The 18861-nt window shown below is 69.3% G+C and carries 13 protein-coding genes; 12 read left to right on the top strand and 1 reads right to left on the bottom strand.

All coding sequences use genetic code 11. The annotated features are described in order from the left end of the window. Nucleotides 1-23: 23 nt before the first annotated feature. A complete protein-coding gene (locus H590_RS17025) occupies nt 24-1493 on the top strand; it encodes an amino acid permease (RefSeq protein ID WP_036982721.1) in 1470 nt (489 codons plus the stop codon). 19 nt (nt 1494-1512) lie between these two features. Then, complete coding sequence (locus tag H590_RS0113865) at nt 1513-2511, top strand: asparaginase (RefSeq protein WP_028703974.1); 999 nt, start codon at nt 1513-1515, stop codon at nt 2509-2511. 44 nt (nt 2512-2555) lie between these two features. Here the strand turns inward: H590_RS0113865 and H590_RS0113860 are convergent, their stop codons facing one another. Next, complete coding sequence (locus H590_RS0113860; RefSeq protein ID WP_036982717.1) at nt 2556-3866, bottom strand: MFS transporter; 1311 nt, start codon at nt 3864-3866, stop codon at nt 2556-2558. Between the two features lie 208 nt (nt 3867-4074). Between H590_RS0113860 and H590_RS17020 the strand changes: the two genes are divergently transcribed. From H590_RS17020 to purM, 10 genes are all read left to right on the top strand, one after another. Further along, the gene (locus H590_RS17020; protein ID WP_084149558.1) at nt 4075-5490 is read left to right on the top strand and encodes an aspartate aminotransferase family protein; all 1416 of its coding nucleotides are present in this window, start codon (nt 4075-4077) and stop codon (nt 5488-5490) included. 154 nt (nt 5491-5644) lie between these two features. Then, the gene (gene meaB / locus H590_RS0113850) at nt 5645-6721 is read left to right on the top strand and encodes a methylmalonyl Co-A mutase-associated GTPase MeaB (protein WP_414973662.1); all 1077 of its coding nucleotides are present in this window, start codon (nt 5645-5647) and stop codon (nt 6719-6721) included. Between the two features lie 64 nt (nt 6722-6785). Beyond that, entirely contained in the window at nt 6786-9044 is a 2259-nt protein-coding gene (gene purL, locus H590_RS17015; RefSeq protein ID WP_036982713.1) for a phosphoribosylformylglycinamidine synthase subunit PurL, read from the top strand. 80 nt (nt 9045-9124) lie between these two features. Further along, complete coding sequence (locus H590_RS0113840; RefSeq protein ID WP_028703971.1) at nt 9125-11494, top strand: nitric-oxide reductase large subunit; 2370 nt, start codon at nt 9125-9127, stop codon at nt 11492-11494. Further along, complete coding sequence (locus tag H590_RS0113835) at nt 11491-12234, top strand: hypothetical protein (RefSeq protein WP_028703970.1); 744 nt, start codon at nt 11491-11493, stop codon at nt 12232-12234. Before H590_RS0113840 ends, H590_RS0113835 begins: the two co-directional genes overlap by 4 nt. After that, nucleotides 12231-13034: a slipin family protein gene (locus H590_RS17010; protein ID WP_051238659.1), complete on the top strand. Its 804-nt coding sequence runs from the start codon at nt 12231-12233 to the stop codon at nt 13032-13034. The genes H590_RS0113835 and H590_RS17010 overlap by 4 nt, the downstream gene beginning before the upstream one ends. Before the next feature lie 117 nt (nt 13035-13151). Then, nucleotides 13152-14510 carry a dipeptidase gene (locus H590_RS0113825; protein WP_028703969.1) on the top strand — a complete coding sequence of 453 codons (1359 nt, stop codon included), beginning with the start codon at nt 13152-13154 and terminating at the stop codon, nt 14508-14510. A 260-nt stretch (nt 14511-14770) separates the two neighbouring features. Continuing rightward, nucleotides 14771-16063: an MFS transporter gene (locus H590_RS0113820; protein WP_028703968.1), complete on the top strand. Its 1293-nt coding sequence runs from the start codon at nt 14771-14773 to the stop codon at nt 16061-16063. A 31-nt stretch (nt 16064-16094) separates the two neighbouring features. Further along, the gene (gene purF / locus H590_RS0113815; protein ID WP_028703967.1) at nt 16095-17615 is read left to right on the top strand and encodes an amidophosphoribosyltransferase; all 1521 of its coding nucleotides are present in this window, start codon (nt 16095-16097) and stop codon (nt 17613-17615) included. Beyond that, nucleotides 17612-18757 (top strand): phosphoribosylformylglycinamidine cyclo-ligase, encoded by a 1146-nt coding sequence (purM, locus tag H590_RS17005; protein ID WP_084149557.1) that lies wholly within the window; start codon nt 17612-17614, stop codon nt 18755-18757. The genes purF and purM overlap by 4 nt, the downstream gene beginning before the upstream one ends. Nucleotides 18758-18861 lie beyond the last annotated feature (104 nt).

The raw sequence follows: 18861 nt of genomic DNA, 5'->3' as shown, positions 1-18861 counted from the left end.
CTCGCCGGGTCCATACTTACCCGGTGAGTTCGGACGCAGACACCCGGGTCGTTGACAAGGCCGACGAGGGTTACCAGAAGGGTCTGAAGACCCGACACATCAGAATGATCGCGATCGGCGGATCGATCGGCACCGGGCTGTTCCTGGGTGCCGGCGGCCGGCTGGCGAAGGGCGGCCCGGCGCTGGCCATCGCCTACGCGATCTGCGGACTGTTCGCCTTCATCATGGTTCGAGCGCTGGGCGAGCTGTCCATCCACCGGCCCTCCTCGGGAGCCTTCGTCTCCTACGCCCGTGAGTTCATGGGGGAGAAGGGCGCCTACATCACCGGATGGCTGTTCTTCCTCGACTGGGCGACCTCGGTGATGGCCGACATCACGGCCGTCGCGCTCTACCTGCACTTCTGGACCTTCTTCCAGCCGGTCCCCCAGTGGGTGCTGGCGATGATCGCCCTGGCGGTGGTCTTCACCCTGAACATGTTCTCGGTGAAGTACTTCGGCGAGGCGGAGTTCTGGTTCGCCGCGATCAAGGTGACGGCCATCGTGGCCTTCATGGCGGTCGCGATCTGGGCCATCGTCACCGGCCACGCGGTCGGCAAGGACCATGCCGGACTGGCCAACCTCACCCAGCACGGCGGGTTCTTCCCGCTGGGAGTGGCCCCGCTGCTCACCCTGTCGCTCGGCGTCATCTTCGCCTTCGGCGGCACCGAGATGGTCGGCGTGGCCGCCGGAGAGGCCGCCGAGGCCAAGAAGATCCTGCCCAAGGCGGTGAACTCGATGATTCTGCGAATCTTCGTGTTCTACGTCGGCTCGGTGATCCTCATGACCCTGGTGCTGCCGTGGACCGCGTACTCCGGGGACGAGTCCCCGTTCGTCACCTTCTTCGCCCGGATCGGGGTGCCCTACGCCGGAGACATCATGCAGGTGGTGGTGCTCACCGCGGCACTGTCCTCCCTCAATGCCGGTCTCTACGCCACCGGTCGCACCCTGCGGTCGATGGCGGTGGCCGGGGAGGCCCCGCGGATGGCCTCCAAGCTGAACAGGCACCAGGTGCCGGCCGGCGGCATCACCATCACCGCCTCGCTGGGCCTGATCGGCGTGCTCATCAACTACATCTACCCCAGTGGCGCCTTCGACATCGTCATGAACCTGGCCGGTATCGGCATCGCCGGCACCTGGATCTCGATCCTCGCCTCCCATGTGATCTTCGTCCGCCGCGCCAGGAGGGGAGACGTCGAGCGTCCCGACTTCCGGCTGCGCGGGGCGCCGGTGACCAATATCGTGGCCATCGTCTTCCTGGTCGTGGTGATCGTGTCGATGTGGTTCGACCCGGGTGTCGGGCGTCCCACCATCTACATGTTCCTGGGGGTCGTCGTGCTGCTGGTGATCGGCTGGTTCGCGGTGCGCAACCGCATCAAGGGGGACCTGCTCGACAACATCCTGGACGCCGACTCGGCCGAGTCGGCCGACACCACGTCCCAGACGTCACAGAAGTAGAACCGAGGAGGAGAGCCGCATGAGGGTCGAGATCCTGTACACCGGTGGCACCCTGGGTATGGTCGACACCCCTCAGGGGCTGGCCCCCGGGGCCGACCTGGAGGGTTGGCTGCACAGACTGCTCAGCGGCACCGAGCTGGATCGGGGGGTCGGTCTGGTCACCTTCGACCACCTGATCGACTCGGCCAACGCGACCTCCGAGGACTGGCAGCACATCGTCGACGAGCTGTGGGCGCGGCACGATGACGCCGACGCCTTCGTCGTCCTGCACGGGACCGACACGATGGCCTACGCCGCCGCCGCACTGTCCTACGCGCTCACCGGCTTCGACAAGCCTGTGGTGCTCACCGGGGCCCAGTACCCGCTGGGGGTGGTGGGCACCGACGCCGCCCCGAATGTCACCGGGGCGCTGCGTGCCGCGATGGCCGGGCAGTCCTTCGGGGTGGCGATCTTCTTCGGCCACAAGCTGCTGCGCGGCACCCGGGTGACCAAGACCTCGTCGTGGGCCTTCCAGGGATTCGGTTCGCCCAGCGTCCCCGAGCTGGCGCGGACCGGGGCGCCCTGGCAGTGGACCGCTCCCGGTCCGCGCGGGTGCGGCTGGGACAGCCCCCGGCCCTACCGGCGCTGCGACATCGCGGTGCTGGACCTGGCGCCCGGAATCACCGCCGACCGGCTGGCCGCGATGATCGATCCGCGTCCCGAGGCCGTGGTGCTGAGGGCCTTCGGGGTGGGAAACGCTCCCAGCGACGAACCCGGACTGGTCGACGTCATCGCCGCGACGATCGCCGACGGGGTGCCGGTGGTGGTCACCTCCCAGTGCCACCAGGCCGATGTCCTGCTGGGCCACTACGAGGCCGGCTGGGAGCTGGCCCGGGCGGGGGCGATCGGATCGGAGGACATGACTCTGGAGGCCGTCTACGCCAAGCTGGTCTTCCTGCTCTCCCAGGGTCTGGGGGCAGAGGAGGTGGCCCACTGGATGGGCACCAGCATCGCCGGGGAGCTCACCGTCCGCAGCTGAGCGGCGGCCGAGCTCCACGGCTCAGCCGTCACCGCCTGCACCGCTCAGCCGTCACGGCCTCCTCGGTGTCGGGCGATCGCCTCGCGCCAGGGCGGGACGACTGTCCCGGAGGCCGCCATCATCGCCCGCATCCGGCGTCCCGAGTCGAGGAGCCCCCAGACTCCCACGGCGAAGAAGATCAACTGGATGCTCATCGCCCACCGGAACGCCGACAGGGTGTAGGCGCCACCGGGGCACAGCCGGTCCAGGACCAGCCCGATGACCTGGATGAGGATCAGGGAGGCCGTGAACCCGCCCATGATGGCGATCCCGGTCGCGGTGCCCAGCCGCCGGGCCGGATGGCTGGTGCGCAGCACGTCGAAACCGATCGCCCCGCCCGGCAGGCACAGTCCAAGACCTGCCGACAGGGTCGCCAGCAGCCACAGCGGGGCCCTGCCCGGCCATCCCAGGACCGCGATCCACGGGACCACGGCCAGCCCCACCATGCCGACCACCAGGGTGGTGCGGCGCAACGGGTGGCGCTGGGTGAGTCGGGCCGCGACCGGCCCCGACACGGCCGAGGCGATGATGTAGAAGGTCATCAGCCCCGAGGCCGTGGCGGTGGATCTCCCCTCGGCCCGGGTGAGATAGGGCATTCCCCACATCATCGAGTAGACGACCCCGCCCAGATTCGTCGACCAGTGGGCCCAGAACCCCACCCCGGTGGCCGGGTTGCGGATCACCGCCAGGACCTCCCGGGGCAGCTGGCGCACCGATGCGGAGGCGCGCTGATCCCTGGACCCGGCGGGCGCGTCCCTCAGCAGCAGGGCACTGGTGAGGATCCCGACGACGCCGGCCGCGGCCGCCACCAGGTAGGTGGTGCGCCATCCTCGGGTGCCGACCAGGGTCACCAGCCCCACCGTCGAGCCGATCTGGCCGATCTGGCCGATGAGCCCGGTGAGCTGGGTGAGCATCGGGACCTGTCGGGCCGGGAACCAGGCCGGGATGACCCGGATCGCCGAGCTGAAGGTGCAGGCGTCCCCGGCGCCGACCAGGATGCGGGCCAGGATCGCCAGACCGGGATCGCTGGTGAGGGCGATGATCAGCTGGCCCGCGGTCATCAGCACCGCGCCGAGGGTGATGACGACCCGAGGTCCCAACCGGTCGAGGAGCAGCCCGGCGGGAAGCTGTGCGAGCGCGTAGACCGCCAGCTGAAGCATCATGAAGGTGGCGACGATGCCTGCGGTGGCGTGGAAGTGCGCGGCGGCGGTCAGGCCCATCACACCGAGTGAGCTGCGCTGGAGCACCGCCAGTGTGTAGGCCAGTACGGCGGCCCCCCAGACGATCCAGGCTCTGGCCTGCGGTCGCCCCGTCATCCGCACTCCTGCTGGCACGACCGGTCATGCTATGCCCGGCCCGGTCCGGCAATCCAGGCGGGGGATGTGCCCGGGCCGTCACACAGGTGATCGGGTGCGGAAACGACCCGGAAACACGGGAGCCGGACAGTGGGGCCACCGGCGGTGGGCCCGGTCAGGGTCGGCACCGCGAACACCCCAAGCAGGTCCGAGTCGGAAGAAGGCACCGATGTCCACCTCCTCGCACAGCAGCACCGGGAATCAACGTGAGGCCGGGATCCGCCCCGTCGTCGGGTGGGAGGAGGACTGCGGAGCGGCGGGGGTCGGGCACGACCTGACCGGCGCCGATCTCGACGCCGCCGTCATCGAGGCCGACCACTCCCGGGTCCTCCACTCCTGGAGCGCCCAGGCCCATCTGCCCTCCTCGTCGATCGCCGGCGGGTCCGGAGCCAGTCTGTGGGACTACGCCGGCAACACCTGGATCGACTTCTCCAGCCAGCTGATCAACGTCAACATCGGCTACCAGCACCCGCGAGTCGTCGCCGCGATCCGCAGGCAGGCGGAGGTGATGACGATGGTCGCCCCGTCAACCTCCAACAAGCAGCGGGCCGAGGCGGCCGGCAAGATTCTGGAGCACGCACCGGCCGGTTTCGAGAAGGTCTTCTTCACCAACGCCGGGGCCGATGCCAACGAGAACGCGATGCGGATGGCGCGGTTGGTCACCGGCCGGGACAAGATCATCTCCCGGTACCGCTCCTACCACGGCAACACCGGTGCGTCGATCGTGGCGACCGGTGACTGGCGACGCATCCCCAACGAGTACGCCAGGGGACACGTTCACGTCTTCGGCCCCTACCTGTACCGGTCCGAGTTCTGGGCCACCACAGCCGAGCAGGAGTGCGCCAGGGCTCTTGAGCACCTCGAGCACACCATCCTCGCCGAGGGACCCGAGACGATAGCCGGGATCCTGCTCGAGTCGGTTCCCGGCACCGCCGGGATCATGGTTCCCCCGCCCGGATACCTGGCAGGGGTTCGCAGGATCGCCGACCGGTACGGCATCGTGATGATCTGCGACGAGGTGATGGCCGGGTTCGGGCGCACCGGTGCCTGGTTCGCCTTCCAGCGGCAGGACGTCGTCCCCGACCTCATCACCTTCGCCAAGGGGGTGAACTCCGGCTATGTCCCGGCCGGCGGTGTGGTCATCAGCTCCGAGATCGCGCACTTCTTCGACGAACGGGTGTTCCCCGGCGGCCTGACCTACTCCGGCCACCCGCTGGCGATGGCGGCGATCGTGGCGGCCATCACCGCGATGGAGGACGAGGGGATCGTCGAGAACGCCGACCAGATCGGCGAGACGGTCCTTGGCCCCGGGCTGCGTGCTCTCGGCGACAACCCGCTGGTCGGGGAGGTGCGCGGCCAGGGTGTCTTCTGGGCCGTCGAACTGGTCGCTGACAAGGCGACGAGGGAGAGGCTGGAGGGGTCACGGTTGGCAGCCGTCTCGAGGCGCTGCCACCAGCGGGGCCTGATCCTTCCGGTCCACGACAACCGCATTCACGTCGTCCCGCCCTGCGTCATCACCGCCGAGCAGGCCACCCGTGGCATCGAGATCCTCGCCGACGCGCTGGCGGAGGAGGCCCGCCACTGAGCTGGGGCACGGGGCGCTCGCCCTGTTGCTCACCCGCCCTGCTCACCCCGCTGCCCGGTTCGCGCAGACCCCGGCCCGGAGCCGGCCGCTCCCGGTTGCGTCCGCCCCGGTGCGAGGATGTCGGAGCGACATCATAGGCTCGACGAACGGGCGGCTGGCCGGGCCAGGACCGGTCTCGAGACGGAGGAGCAGAACAGTGGGACCAGTGGACGTCAACGATCTCGTCGAGCATGTGGTGGCGGGCAGCAGGCCGCACATCGCCAGGGCCCTGACCCTGGTGGAGTCCAGCCGACCGGTGGACCGTGAGCGGACCCGCACGATGCTGAGGCTGCTCGCCCCGCACACCGGAAAGGCGGTCAGGGTCGGCATCTCGGGGGTTCCCGGCGCCGGCAAGTCGACCTTCATCGACGCGATGGGCTGCCGGCTGGTCGACGAGTACCACCACAAGGTGGCCGTGCTGGCCATCGATCCCTCCTCGGCCAACACCGGCGGCTCGATCCTGGGCGACCGCACCCGGATGGGGGCCCTCGCCGAACGCGAGGACGCCTTCGTCCGCCCCTCTCCCTCGGGCGGCTCCCTGGGCGGTGTGGCGCGAGCCACCCGCGAGGCCATCGTCGTGATGGAGGCGGCCGGCTACGACGTCGTGCTGGTGGAGACGGTCGGCGTCGGACAGTCCGAGGTGGCGGTGGCCGGGATGGTCGACACCTTCCTGCTGCTGTCGGTGGCCGGTACCGGAGACCAGCTCCAGGGGATCAAGAAGGGCGTCCTGGAACTCGCCGACATCGTCGCGGTGAACAAGGCCGACGGGGACAACGCCCCCAACGCCCGGGAGGCCGCCCGCAACCTGCGTCAGGCGATGCGGATGATGTCCTCCTCGACGGAGGAGGACAGCCGCAAGATTCCGGTGCTCACCTGCTCGGCGGTGAGCGGGGAGGGGCTGGACGACGTCTGGAAGGCCGTCCAGGACCATCGCTCCTGGCTGGTGGACAACGGATCCCTGGAGTCCCGCCGAACCCTTCAGCAGCACGAGTGGATGTGGAGCATCGTGCGCAACCGGATCATGGACTCCCTGGACGGCGATCCCGAGGTCCAGCAGCGCGCTCAGCAGGCCTGCGCCGCCCTGGACGCCGGCGAGTCCGACGCCCTGGACGCCTCCGAGCAGGTGCTGAGGATCTTCGCCTCGCGGGTCCCGGAGTTCGGCTGGTCCGAGCCCGCCGACCCCCGGAAGTAGCCGCCCAGCAGTGGTGGGGGCCGCCCCATACCACTGTCACGGCGCGAACCGCTAGATTGTTCCCGTGGCCGACACCGTAGAGAATGCCCGCAACACACCGGATCTGGCGCAGCCCTGGGCCGACCTGGGGCTCGCCGAGGATGAGTACCGCTCGATCCGCGAGATCCTGGGACGACGTCCCACCGGCGGGGAGCTCGCCATGTACTCGGTGATGTGGTCGGAGCACTGCTCCTACAAGTCGTCGAAGATCTACCTCAAGAAGTTCGCGGCGCTGCCCCAGACCACTCCCCGCGGCCCCCTGCTGGCCGGCATCGGCGACAACGCCGGGGTGGTCGACATCGGCAACGGGCTGGCGGTGACCTTCAAGGCGGAGTCCCACAACCACCCCTCCTACGTGGAGCCGCACCAGGGCGCGGCGACCGGGGTCGGCGGCATCGTGCGCGACATCATGGCGATGGGCGCCCGGCCGATCGGGGTCATGAACGCCCTGGGATTCGGCCCCCTGGATGCCCCCGACACCGCCCGGGTGCTGCCCGGGGTGGTCTCGGGCATCGGCGACTACGGCAATTGCCTGGGACTGCCCACGATCGGCGGCCAGACCGTCTTCGACCCCACCTACTACGGGAACCCGCTGGTCAACGCGCTGTGCGTCGGCGTGCTGCGCCACGAGGACCTTCAGTTCGCCAAGGCCTCGGGAGCCGGCAACCTCGTCGTGCTGTTCGGTGCGGCCACCGGCGGGGACGGGATCGGCGGGGCCTCCATCCTGGCCTCCGAGTCCTTCGAGGCCGAGGGCGAGTCCAAGCGGCCCAGCGTCCAGGTCGGCGACCCGTTCATGGAGAAGCTCCTCATCGAGTGCACCCTCGAACTGTTCTACGCCGGTGTCTGCGAGGCCCTCCAGGACTTCGGCGCCGCCGGCATCTCGTGCGCCACCTCGGAGCTGGCCAGTGCCGGCGACGGCGGCATGCACGTCGAGCTCGACCGGGTGCCGCTGCGCGACCCGAACCTCGCTCCCGAGGAGATCCTGATGAGCGAGTCCCAGGAGCGGATGGCGGCCGTCGTGACCCCCGAGAACCTCGAGCGGTTCATGGAGATCTGCGCCCACTGGCAGGTCCAGGCGACCGTCATCGGCGAGGTCACCGACGGGGACCGGCTGATCGTCGACTGGCGCGGCGAGAAGATCGTCGACGTCGACCCCCACACCGTCGCCCATGACTCCCTGGAACTGCACATGCCGGTGGCCCGTCCCGACTGGATCGACCCGCTCAACGCCGACCACGCCAACAACCTGCCGCGCAGCAACGACGGCGCCGACCTGGCGGCCCAGATCCTGGCCCTGGTCGGCTCCTCGAACCTGTGCGACCGGTCCTGGATCACCGACCAGTACGACCGCTTCGTGCGCGGCAACACGGTGCTCGCCCAGCCCTCCGACGCCGGGATGATCCGGGTCGACGAGACCAGTGGCCTGGGCATCGCCCTGTCCCTGGACGCCAACCCCCGCTACGGGATGCTCAACCCCTACCTCGGCGCCCAGCTCGCACTGGCCGAGTCCTACCGCAATGTGGCCGTCACCGGCGCCACCCCGGTGGCGATCACCGACTGCCTCAACTACGGCTCCCCCTACGACCCCCACGTGATGTGGCAGTTCTCCGAGACCATCCTCGGCCTGGTCGACGGATGCCGGGAGCTCGGCGTGCCGGTCACCGGCGGCAACGTCAGCCTGCACAACCGCACCGGCGACCAGTCCATCCGGCCGACCCCGCTGGTCGGGATGCTCGGCATCATCGACGACGTCGCCAACCGCATCCCGGCGGGCTTCTGCCACTGCGGCGACGCCGTCCTGCTGCTCGGCGAGACGAAGGTCGAGATGGGCGGATCGGCCTGGGAGGACGTCATCCACGACGGCCACCTCGGCGGGATGCCCCCGATGCCCAACCTGCCCGCCGAGAAGGCGCTCGGGCAGGTGCTGGCCGCCGCGGCGGCCGACGGCCTGCTCAGCTCCGCCCACGACCTGTCCGAGGGAGGACTGTCCCAGGCTCTGGTGGAGGCCTGCCTCGATCACGGCATCGGGGTCAGCCTCACCCTTCCCGAGGGGGAGCCCGCGGTGACGCTGTTCTCCGAGAGCCCGGCCCGCGCCCTGGTGTCCCTGTCGGGGGCCGACTACCAGCGGTTCACCGACCTGTGCGCCGAGCACGGGGTGCCGGTGGCCCGGCTGGGCGAGGTGGTCGACTCCGGGGAGATCGAGATTCAGGACCTGCTCAGCCTCGACCTGGCCACCCTGGGCAAGACCTGGCAGGCCCCGATCCCGGCAGCCATGGAGATCTGAGTCGACGGTTCCGGTACTCGTCGGGAACTGCTCATGGACAGTTATCAGGATTGAGTCCTCAATAATATAGAGTCCTGCCCATGACCAGAACTTCGAAGGCGCGCTCGCAGTCAACGCCGCAGCGCCGGCCGATGGTGGTGGGCAAGGGTTGGGTGCAGGGCGTGGTCCTGGTGATGCTCTTCGGCTTCACCATCATGGGGGCCGTCACCTGGAGCACCTACACCGACTCGATGCCGATTCCCCAGAAAGTCACCACCACGTCCGGCCAGGAGTTGTTCAGCCAGGCCGACATCACCGCTGGACAGGTGATCTTCCAGAACCGCGGCCTGATGGAGTATGGCTCGATCGTCGGTCACGGCGGCTACCTCGGCCCCGACTTCACCGCCGACTACCTGCGGCGGGCGGCCGACCACACCCTCCAGCTGCGCCAGAAGTCCGGCGTCCACGACCCGACCGAGGCCAACAAGGCCGACTGGCGGACCAACCGGTACGACGAGAAGACCGGGGTCCTCGTGTTCTCCCCGGAACAGGCCTCCGCCTACTCCTACCTGGTCGGCTACTACACCGACTACTTCGGCAAGAACTCCCACAACCTGGGCCTGCTCGCCGACAACATCACCGACCCGGTGCAGGCCAAGCAGCTCACCAGCTTCTTCGCCTGGACCGCCTGGGCGGCGGCCGCCAACCGGCCCGGCCACGACTACTCCTACACCAACAACTGGCCCTCCGAGTCGCGGGTGGACAACGGGCCGACAGCCGACATGGTGCTGTGGTCGGCACTGTCTCTCATCGTCCTGATCGGCGGCACCGGCATCATGTTCGCGATCTACGGCCGATGGAGCCGGAAGATCGGCTGGCATGAGTCCGAGGTGCCGACGCTGTCCTTCATCCGACCGCGCGATGTCGGCCTGACGAAGTCCCAGCGGGTCTGCTCCTGGTTCTTCCTGGTGATCGCCGCGCTCTTCCTGATGCAGACGATCTGCGGGGCCGCCGCTGAGCACTACCGCTCCGATCTCACCAGCTTCTTCGGTTTCGACCTGGCCAGCTGGTTCCCCTACAACCTGGCCCGCACCTGGCACGTCCAGCTCTCCCTGTTCTGGACGGCGGCGGCCTTCCTGGCCGGTGGCATCTTCCTGGCACCGTTCATCTCCGGTCGCGAGCCCAGGCACCAGGGCCGGTGGGCCGGGGTACTGCTCGGCGCAGTGGCCATCGTCGTCTTCGGCTCCCTGGCGGCCGAGATGCTGTCCATCTACGGGGTGTCCTGGGCGCGCGGCCCGCTCTTCGGCCAGCAGTGGGAGTACCTCGACCTGCCCAGAGTGTTCCAGACCCTGCTGACGGTCGGGATGTTCCTGTGGGTGTTCATCATCTGGAGGTCGATCCGCGGCCGCCTCAAGGGGGAGTCGCGCGGCAACATGCCCTGGGTCTTCTTCTTCTCGGCGCTGTCGATCCCGATGTTCTACGCGGTCGGTCAGCTCGCCAGCTCCGGCACCCACCTGTCGGTGGCGGAGTTCTGGCGGTTCTGGGTGGTCCACCTGTGGGTGGAGGACTTCCTCGAGCTGTTCACTACCGTCCTGGTCGCCTACATCTTCGTGATGCTCGGCGTGGTCCGGGAGAAGGTGGCCCTGGCCATCATCTACATGGACGTCATCCTGTACTCGGCCGGCGGGGTGCTGGGCACCATGCACCACCTGTACTTCTCGGGCACGCCCAGCTCGAGCATGGCGGTCGGCGCCTTCTTCTCGGCGGCCGAGGTGATCCCGCTGACCTTCCTCACCGTGGAGGCCTGGGCCTTCATGCAGCTGGGAGCACGACAGGAGTCCCGGTCGAGGACCCCCTTCCCGCACCGCTGGTGCGTGATGTTCCTGGTCGCGGTCGGTTTCTGGAACTTCGTCGGGGCCGGCGTCTTCGGGTTCATCATCAACCTGCCGATCGTGTCCTACTACGAGATCGGCACCGCTCTCACCGCCAACCACGCCCACGGCGCCATGATGGGTGTCTACGGGATGCTCGCCCTGGCGCTGGGGATGTTCGCGCTGAGGTACCTGATCCCCGAGGAGAAATGGAACGACCGGCTCGCCAAGATCTCCTTCTGGTCGACCAACATCGGCCTGGTCTGGATGGTCTTCGTGACCCTGCTGCCGCTCGGCCTGCTGCAGCTCTACCACGCAGTCGGTGCCGGGTACTTCGAGGCCCGTTCCCTCAACTACATCACCGATCACCGCAACTCGGTCCTGGAGTGGATGCGGATGCCCGGGGACATCATCTTCATCGTGGGCGGCGTCCTGCCGTTCCTGTGGATGGCCTTCCAAGGCTGGCGGCACCGCAAGCACGGCAAGACCGTCGACGAGCTGCCGGTGGAGAGCCTGTTCACCGTCGACAAGCCCGAGGGCGGGCAGGCCGGACCGGTGGCCGATCCGGCTCCGACCGGTCCCGGCGGGGCGCAGTCATGACCGCTCCGGTCCAGATCTTCCTGGTGTGCGGCTACGCCGTCCTGCTCATCGCGGTGGCCTGGCTGCTCGATCTGTTCGGACGGCGCAGCGCCAGGCGCTCCCGGGAGTGGAAGACGGCCAACTTCGTCTTCCACGACTCCCACGGCGCCTGGAAGTGCCACGAGGACCACTGGCTGTGGCCGGCCAGTTTCGACCCGGTCAAACGAGTGATCCGATACCGCGGTCAGCACGAGATCTGTGGACGCTGCCCGGTCAAGGACTCTTGTGCACCGGGGGTCAGCGCCAGGGAGATCACCGCTCCGGTGGATCCCTGGCCCTACTCGGAGGCCGGCACCTTCCACCGCGGCATGAGCCTGTGCATCCTGATCGCCGGGCTCGCGCTGCCGGCCGGGATGCTCCTGATGGCCCGCACCACCGCCGAGTACGTGGCCCTGCTGGCCACCATCGCGGTGGTGGGGTTGGCCGCCTTGCCGATGGTCAGATCGCTGCGGACCCGTCCCGTCGACATCCCCGATGAGATCCCGATCGAGTCCTCGGTGCCGTTGGACGCCGGCTTCGACGAGATTCCCGGGCCGCGCTCGCGGGCGGTGACCCGAGGGGTGCACGGGCAGCCGCTCACCGACCGTGCCTCCGACGAGGCCGAGCAGTTGATCAGGCGGTACAGCTCGCGGTGGTCCACCGGGAGTACTCGACAGGGTGGCTCCCGGGCCACCCGGACACGGACCGGAGGCCCGCGATGAATCACACGGAATGGCTGTTCACCACCATCGCCCTGGTGATGCTGGTGGTCGGGATACTGGTGACCTGCCTGAAGATCATCCCCGAGTACGAGCGTGCCGTGGTGTTCCGGCTCGGCAGACTGCGGCCTCTGCACGGGGCAGGGCTGGTCTTCATCGTCCCCGGCCTGGACAAGCTGGTCCGGGTCGACACCCGGACCGTCACCCTGACCATCCCGCCCCAGGAGATCATCACCCAGGACAATGTCCCGGCCAGGGTGAATGCGGTGGTCCTGTTCAACGTCACCGATTCCCGGGACGCCGTGATGAATGTCGAGAACTATGCGGTGGCGACCAGTCAGATCGCTCAGACCACCCTGCGGAGCGTGCTCGGACGGGCTGACCTGGACACTCTCCTGGCCCATCGCGAGCAGCTCAACCACGATCTCCGCGAGATCATCGAGGTCCAGACCAGGCCCTGGGGGGTCGACGTCTCGGTGGTGGAGATCAAGGATGTCGAGATCCCCGAGGCGATGCAGCGAGCAATGGCCCGCCAGGCCGAGGCCGAGCGCGAGAGGCGCGCCAAGGTCATCAATGCCCGCGGTGAGCTCCAGGCCTCCGGGGAGCTCAAGCAGGCTGCCGATGTGCTCTCCCAGAGCCCGGCCTCGCTGCAGTTGCGCTATCTCCAAACCCTGCTGGAACTCGGGGCGGACCAGAACTCCACGGTGGTCTTCCCGCTGCCGATGGACATCATCACTCCGCTGCTGAACGCGATGGGAGGAGATCGCAGGTCCGCAGAGCCCACCGGCGACCAGGCTCACTGAGCAGTCGCTTCCGGCCGGCCCCGGCGGGCTTCGGCCCCGACCGGACGGCGGTCGGCCCCGGCCACCGGGGAGTCTCTCCGGTGGCCGCGGCCGAGGCCGGACTTCTAGGCTGTGGCCATGAATCTTGCCGAGCACAGCAGTGAGCTGGAGGCCAGGGTCGACGCCGTGATGGAGTCTGCCGTCGAGGAGCTGACCCGGCTGGTCGCGATCCCCTCCGTCAGCTCCCTGAACCCCGACCAGGTGGTCGCCAATGCCGAGCACATCGCCGACCTTGCCTCCCGGGCAGGGGCCGCCGACGTCGCCGTGGTCACCGAGGGGCAGGGGCTGCCCGTCGTCATCGCCCACTGGCCGGCCCCCGAGGGTGCGCCCACCGTGCTGCTCTACTCCCACGGCGACGTCCAGCCCACCGGGGACCTGTCGGCCTGGGGATCCGAGCCGTTCACCGCAACCCGAAGGGGAGACCGGCTCTACGGTCGCGGCACCGCCGACGACAAGGGCGGGGTCGCCGCTCATCTGGCGGCGATCCGCGCCCTGGGCGACCGCCCGCCGGTGGGGATCACCCTGCTCATCGAGGGGGAGGAGGAGATCGGCTCCCCGTCGATGGCCGCCATCATCGCGGCGCACCGCAGCGAGCTTGCCGCCGACGTCATCGTCATCGCCGACGCGGTGAACTGGGAGCAGGGCGTCCCCTCGCTGACCACCAGCCTGCGCGGGGTCGCCGACTGCACCGTGGAGGTGCGCACCCTCGACCACCCGCTGCACTCCGGACAGTTCGGCGGGGTGGTGCCCGACGCCCTCACCACCCTGTGCCGACTGCTGGCCACCCTCCACGACGAGAACGGGGACGTCGCGGTGGAGGGCCTCGGGTCCTACCCGGCCCCGGACCTGGAGTACCCGGAGGACCGGCTGCGCGCCGAGACCGCCATTCTCGACGGGGTCGAGTGGACCGGGACCGGATCCCTCGTCGAGCGGATGTGGACCAGACCCTCGATCTCGGTGCTGGCCATCGACGCCACCCCGGTGGCCCAGGCGGTGAACATCCTGCCCGCCGCGGCCCGGGCCAAGGTCAGCCTGCGGGTCGCCCCCGGGGATGACGCCGGCAGGGCCCTGGAGGCCCTCACCCGTCACCTGGAGAGCCACGTCGGCTTCGGCGCACACGTGAGCATCAGCGCCGGACAGATCGGTGCTCCCGGACTCATCGGCATCAGCGGACCCGCCGGCCAGGTGGCCGAGGAGGCCTTCCGGATCGCGTGGGGTCACGAGCCGGTCGAGATGGGCTGCGGAGGGGCGATCCCGCTCATCACCGATCTCCAGCAGACCTTCCCGGAGGCCACCGTGCTGGTCACCGCGGTGACCGACCCGGACTCGCGGATGCACGGCATCGACGAGTCCCTGCACCTGGGCGACTTCCGCCGGGCGATCCTCACCGAGGTGCTGCTGCTGACCGGTCTGGCGGACCTTCCGGGACGCTCCTGACATCCCCGACCGGAAGGCTGCTGGCCGGGGGTGTCCCCGCAAGAGACGCGTCTGAGGGCACTCCGGGGCCGCGCGGGGAGCTGCGAGCCCGTACATGTTCCGCACGTAATTGGTTGGGGCACTCCGGGGCCGCGCGGGGAGCTGGGGGAGGCCGGAGGCGGCGGGCCGGCGTACTGTAGGTGTCACGCCGTCAGGCAGGGGTGGTACCGCGTCTCAGAAGGGTGGGGGGACGTGAACTGCAGCGCACCCTGAGGAGTTCCATGGCAGCGATCCGCTACCGCACCCTGTTCTCGTACTCCGGCGCCACCTTCGTGGCCGTCGGATTCGCCGCCCGTCTGCCCCTGGCGATGAGCCAGCTCGGCACCATGCTGCTGGTCTCCAGCCCGATGGTGGCCGGCCGGATGGGACCCGGCGGCATCGCGGCCGGGGCGGTCGCCCTGGCCAATGCCATCGGCTCGCCCCTGTTCGGCGGGCTCACCGACCGTCGCGGCCAGCGGGGGTTGATGATTCTGCAGGCGATGGCCGGTGGGATTGCGCTGATCGTCGAGGCGGTGGTGGCGGTGATCGGCGCACCCTGGCCGGTGGTAGCCGCCATCGGCGCGGTGGCCGGCTTCTTCATGCCCCAGATCGGCACGATGGCCCGTGTCCGGTGGCGTCAGATCGCCGCCGCTCGGCCGGCTCAGCGGGCCGGCATCCTGGAGACCTCCTTCGCCTGGGAGGGATCGGGTGACGAGGCCTCCTTCGCCCTCGGGCCGGCCCTCACCGGAGTGCTGGCGGTGGCCCTCGGACCGGTCTGGGCGATCGTCGTGGCGGGAGTCATGCTGCTGGTCTTCGGCACCTGGTTCGCCGTCCACCCCACCGTGAGACTCGTCAAGGCCACCGCGAGAGCTGCTTCAGCCCGCTCGGCGGCGGCCGGGAGCTCCTCGGGCCCGACCCGGGAGAGGCTGTTCACCCCCGGTGTGCTGGCCGCCACCCTCGGGCTGCTGATGATCGGCGTGATCTTCGGGTCGGTGCAGACCGGCACCACCACCCTGGCCACCGCGGCCGGCCGGCCCGGCCTGGCCGGTCTGCTGCACGCCGTGCTGTCGATCGGCAGTGCGACGGCCGGGCTGCTGCTGCCCAGGCTCGCCCACCGGGTGGGACTGGTCGGACGCTGGCGGGTCTTCGCCACCGCCCTGGCGGTCCTCACCCTGCCGCTACTGGCGGTCAACACCCTGGGCGGCCTGCTCCCGGAGCTGCTGGTTCTGGGACTGGCGGTGGCCCCCTACCTCATCACTCTCTACTCGGTGGCCGAGAGGGCTGCCCGGCCCTCCCGGATCGGCGCGGCGATGACCGTGCTGGCCGCCACCACCAGCCTGGGCTACTCGCTGGGCGCCTCGATCGCCGGACAGCTGGCCGACTGGGGTGGACACACCCCCGCCTACGCGGTGACCGTCTGCGCCGGAGCCATCGCCTGCCTGTTGGGCTGGCTGGTCGCCCGGCGGGTCACCCCCGCGCCCCGCGTCCACGATCCGAGGAAGCACCCGGGCCGGCCGACGGTGGTCACCGACTGACCGGGTGCTCCGGCTGAGATAGCTTGTACCTGTGACCCGCGCTGACGGACATCTCACTGCAGATCTCGACCCCCAGGACCATGGACCCCAGGACGCCTGTGGCGTCATCGGGGTGTACGCCCCCGGCGAGGAGGTCGCCACCCTCGTCTACTTCGGGATGTACGCCCTCCAGCACCGCGGTCAGGAGTCGGCCGGGATGGCCGTCTCCGACGGCCGGCGCACGATGGTCTTCAAGGACATGGGACTGGTCTCCCAGGTCTTCGACGGACCCACCCTCGACACCCTCAAGGGCAGTCTGGCGATCGGCCACACCCGATACTCCACGACCGGGTCCAGTGTCTGGGACAACGCTCAGCCGACCTTCCGCTCCCGGCCCGGGGGCGGTGGACTGGCCCTGGCGCACAACGGCAACCTCACCAACTCCGAGGAGCTGGAGGAGCTGATCCGGGCTCGCGACCCCGAGGCCTCGGTCCCGCACAAGGAACGGATGGACTCCACCTCCGACACCGCCCTGATGAGCGCCCTGATGGCCACCTACGAGGGTCCGATCGACGAGATCGCGATGAAGGTGCTGCCGATCCTCAAGGGCGCCTTCAGCATCGTCTTCATGGACGACACCATGCTGTGCGCCGCCCGGGACCCCCAGGGGATCCGTCCGCTGGTGCTCGGACGACTGGAGACCGGCTGGGTGGTGGCCTCCGAGACGGCGGCCATCGACATCGTCGGGGGCACCTTCGTCCGCGAGGTCGAGCCGGGCGAACTCATCACCATCAGCGCCGCCGGGCTGCGTAGCGCACGGTTCGCCACCGCCCGTCCCAAGGGCTGCATCTTCGAGTACGTCTACCTGGCCCGTCCCGACACCATCATCGCCAACCGGCGGATTCACAATGTCCGGGTCAAGGTCGGCAAGATCCTCGCCCAGCAGGCCCCCGTCGACGCCGATCTGGTGATCCCGGTCCCCGAGTCCGGGACCCCGGCGGCGATCGGTTACGCCGACGAGTCCGGCATCAAGTACGGCATGGGACTGGTCAAGAACTCCTACGTCGGACGCACCTTCATCCAGCCCTCCCAGACGCTGCGCAACCTCGGCATCCGGCTCAAGCTCAATCCGCTGAGGGACGTCATCGAGGGCAAGCGACTGGTCGTCGTCGACGACTCGATCGTGCGCGGCAACACCCAGCGCCAGCTTGTCGCCATGCTGCGTCAGGCCGGCGCCAAGGAGGTCCATGTGAGGATCTCCTCACCGCCGGTCAAGTGGCCCTGCTTCTACGGTATCGACTTCGCGACCAGGGCCCAGTTGATCGCCGCCGGCCTGTCGGTCGAGGAGATCGCCGCCTCCATCGGCGCCGACTCGCTGGCCTATGTCAGCCTCGAGGGACTCATCCAGGCCACCCACGTGCCCAAGGACGATCTGTGCCGGGCCTGCTTCGACGGCGTCTACCCCGTGCAGGTGCCTCCCGAGGCCGACCACCTGCTCGCCGACTCGCCCTCGGCCACCGGACGTGACCACCAGGCCACGCTTCCCGAAGCTCCTCAGGAGGACCCGTCATGACCCCACCCTCCCAGTCGTCATCCACCCAGCCCTCATCTCCCGGGCCGACATCTCCCGAATCAGCACAGGCCGGTTCCGGTACGCCCTCGGCATACGCCCGTGCCGGGGTCGACATCGAGGCGGGGGAGCGGGCCGTCGAACTCATGAAGGCCCACGTCGCCCAGACCGCCCGCCCCGAGGTGATCGGCGGCCTCGGCGGCTTCGCCGGGTTCTTCGACGCCTCCGCCCTGGCCCACTTCCGCCATCCGCTGCTGGCCACCTCGACCGACGGGGTGGGCACCAAGGTGGCCATCGCCCAGGCGATGGACGTCCACGACACGATCGGCTTCGACCTGGTCGGGATGCTCGTCGACGATCTCGTGGTGGTGGGCGCCGAACCGTGGTTCGTCACCGACTACATCGCCTGTGGGCGGGTCCGTCCCGAACGGATCGCCAATGTCGTCAAGGGCATCGCCCAGGCCTGTGAGAAGGCCGGCTGCGCGCTGCTGGGCGGGGAGACCGCCGAGCACCCGGGGCTGCTGGCCGCCGACGAGTACGACGTCGCAGGGGCCACCACCGGGGCCGTCGAGAAGGACGCCGTGCTCGGTCCCGACCGGATCGTCGAGGGGGACGCCCTGCTCGCGGTGGCCTCCTCGGGACTGCACTCCAACGGCTACTCCTTGGTTCGCAGCGTGCTGCTCGGCCAGGCCGGCTGGAAACTGGAGAAGGTGGTGCCCGATCTGGGCAGGTCGCTGGGCGAGGAGCTGCTCACCCCGACCACCGTCTACGCCGCAGACCTGCTGGCGCTGATCGGAGCGGTCGAGGTGCACGCGATGAGCCACATCACCGGGGGAGGGCTGGCCAACAACCTGGCCCGGGTGATCCCCGACGGGCTCGAGGCCACCGTGGACCGTTCGACCTGGGCGCCGGCGCCGATCTTCCGGCTCGTCCAGGAGGTCGGCCGGATCTCCCGACCCGACATCGAGGAGACTCTCAACATGGGCGTCGGGATGATCGTGGTGCTTCCCGCCGACCGGGTCGAGACCGCGGTGACGTTCCTGGCCGGACGAGGGTTGACGGCCTGGCAGTGCGGCTCGATGTCCTCCCGCGGCCACGATGACGCCGGCGCCGTTCAGCTTGTGGGGGACTACCGGAGTCTGTGAGACCGGGTGCTTTGGTGTCCTCGCGCTGGCTCGGGTAGCCTGTCTGTCACGACAGTAGATGACATGCGCGCGGCAATGCCGCGGCCAACGAGGCGAGGGGGTCG

It is taken from the genome of Acidipropionibacterium jensenii DSM 20535, from assembly GCF_000425285.1.
In the GTDB taxonomy this organism is placed as follows: Bacteria; Actinomycetota; Actinomycetes; order Propionibacteriales; family Propionibacteriaceae; genus Acidipropionibacterium; species Acidipropionibacterium jensenii.
This window is presented reverse-complemented; position numbering and strand designations above follow the sequence as displayed.

Excerpts from the sequence above, each read along its gene's own strand:
- H590_RS0113865 (WP_028703974.1), top strand. The coding sequence starts at position 1,513 with ATGAGGGTCGAGATCCTGTACACCGGTGGCACCCTGGGTATGGTCGAC.
- H590_RS0113860 (WP_036982717.1), bottom strand. The coding sequence starts at position 3,866 with ATGACGGGGCGACCGCAGGCCAGAGCCTGGATCGTCTGGGGGGCCGCC.
- H590_RS17020 (WP_084149558.1), top strand. The coding sequence starts at position 4,075 with ATGTCCACCTCCTCGCACAGCAGCACCGGGAATCAACGTGAGGCCGGG.
- H590_RS0113840 (WP_028703971.1), top strand. The coding sequence starts at position 9,125 with ATGACCAGAACTTCGAAGGCGCGCTCGCAGTCAACGCCGCAGCGCCGG.
- H590_RS0113835 (WP_028703970.1), top strand. The coding sequence starts at position 11,491 with ATGACCGCTCCGGTCCAGATCTTCCTGGTGTGCGGCTACGCCGTCCTG.
- H590_RS17010 (WP_051238659.1), top strand. The coding sequence starts at position 12,231 with ATGAATCACACGGAATGGCTGTTCACCACCATCGCCCTGGTGATGCTG.
- H590_RS0113825 (WP_028703969.1), top strand. The coding sequence starts at position 13,152 with ATGAATCTTGCCGAGCACAGCAGTGAGCTGGAGGCCAGGGTCGACGCC.
- H590_RS0113820 (WP_028703968.1), top strand. The coding sequence starts at position 14,771 with ATGGCAGCGATCCGCTACCGCACCCTGTTCTCGTACTCCGGCGCCACC.
- purM (WP_084149557.1), top strand. The coding sequence starts at position 17,612 with ATGACCCCACCCTCCCAGTCGTCATCCACCCAGCCCTCATCTCCCGGG.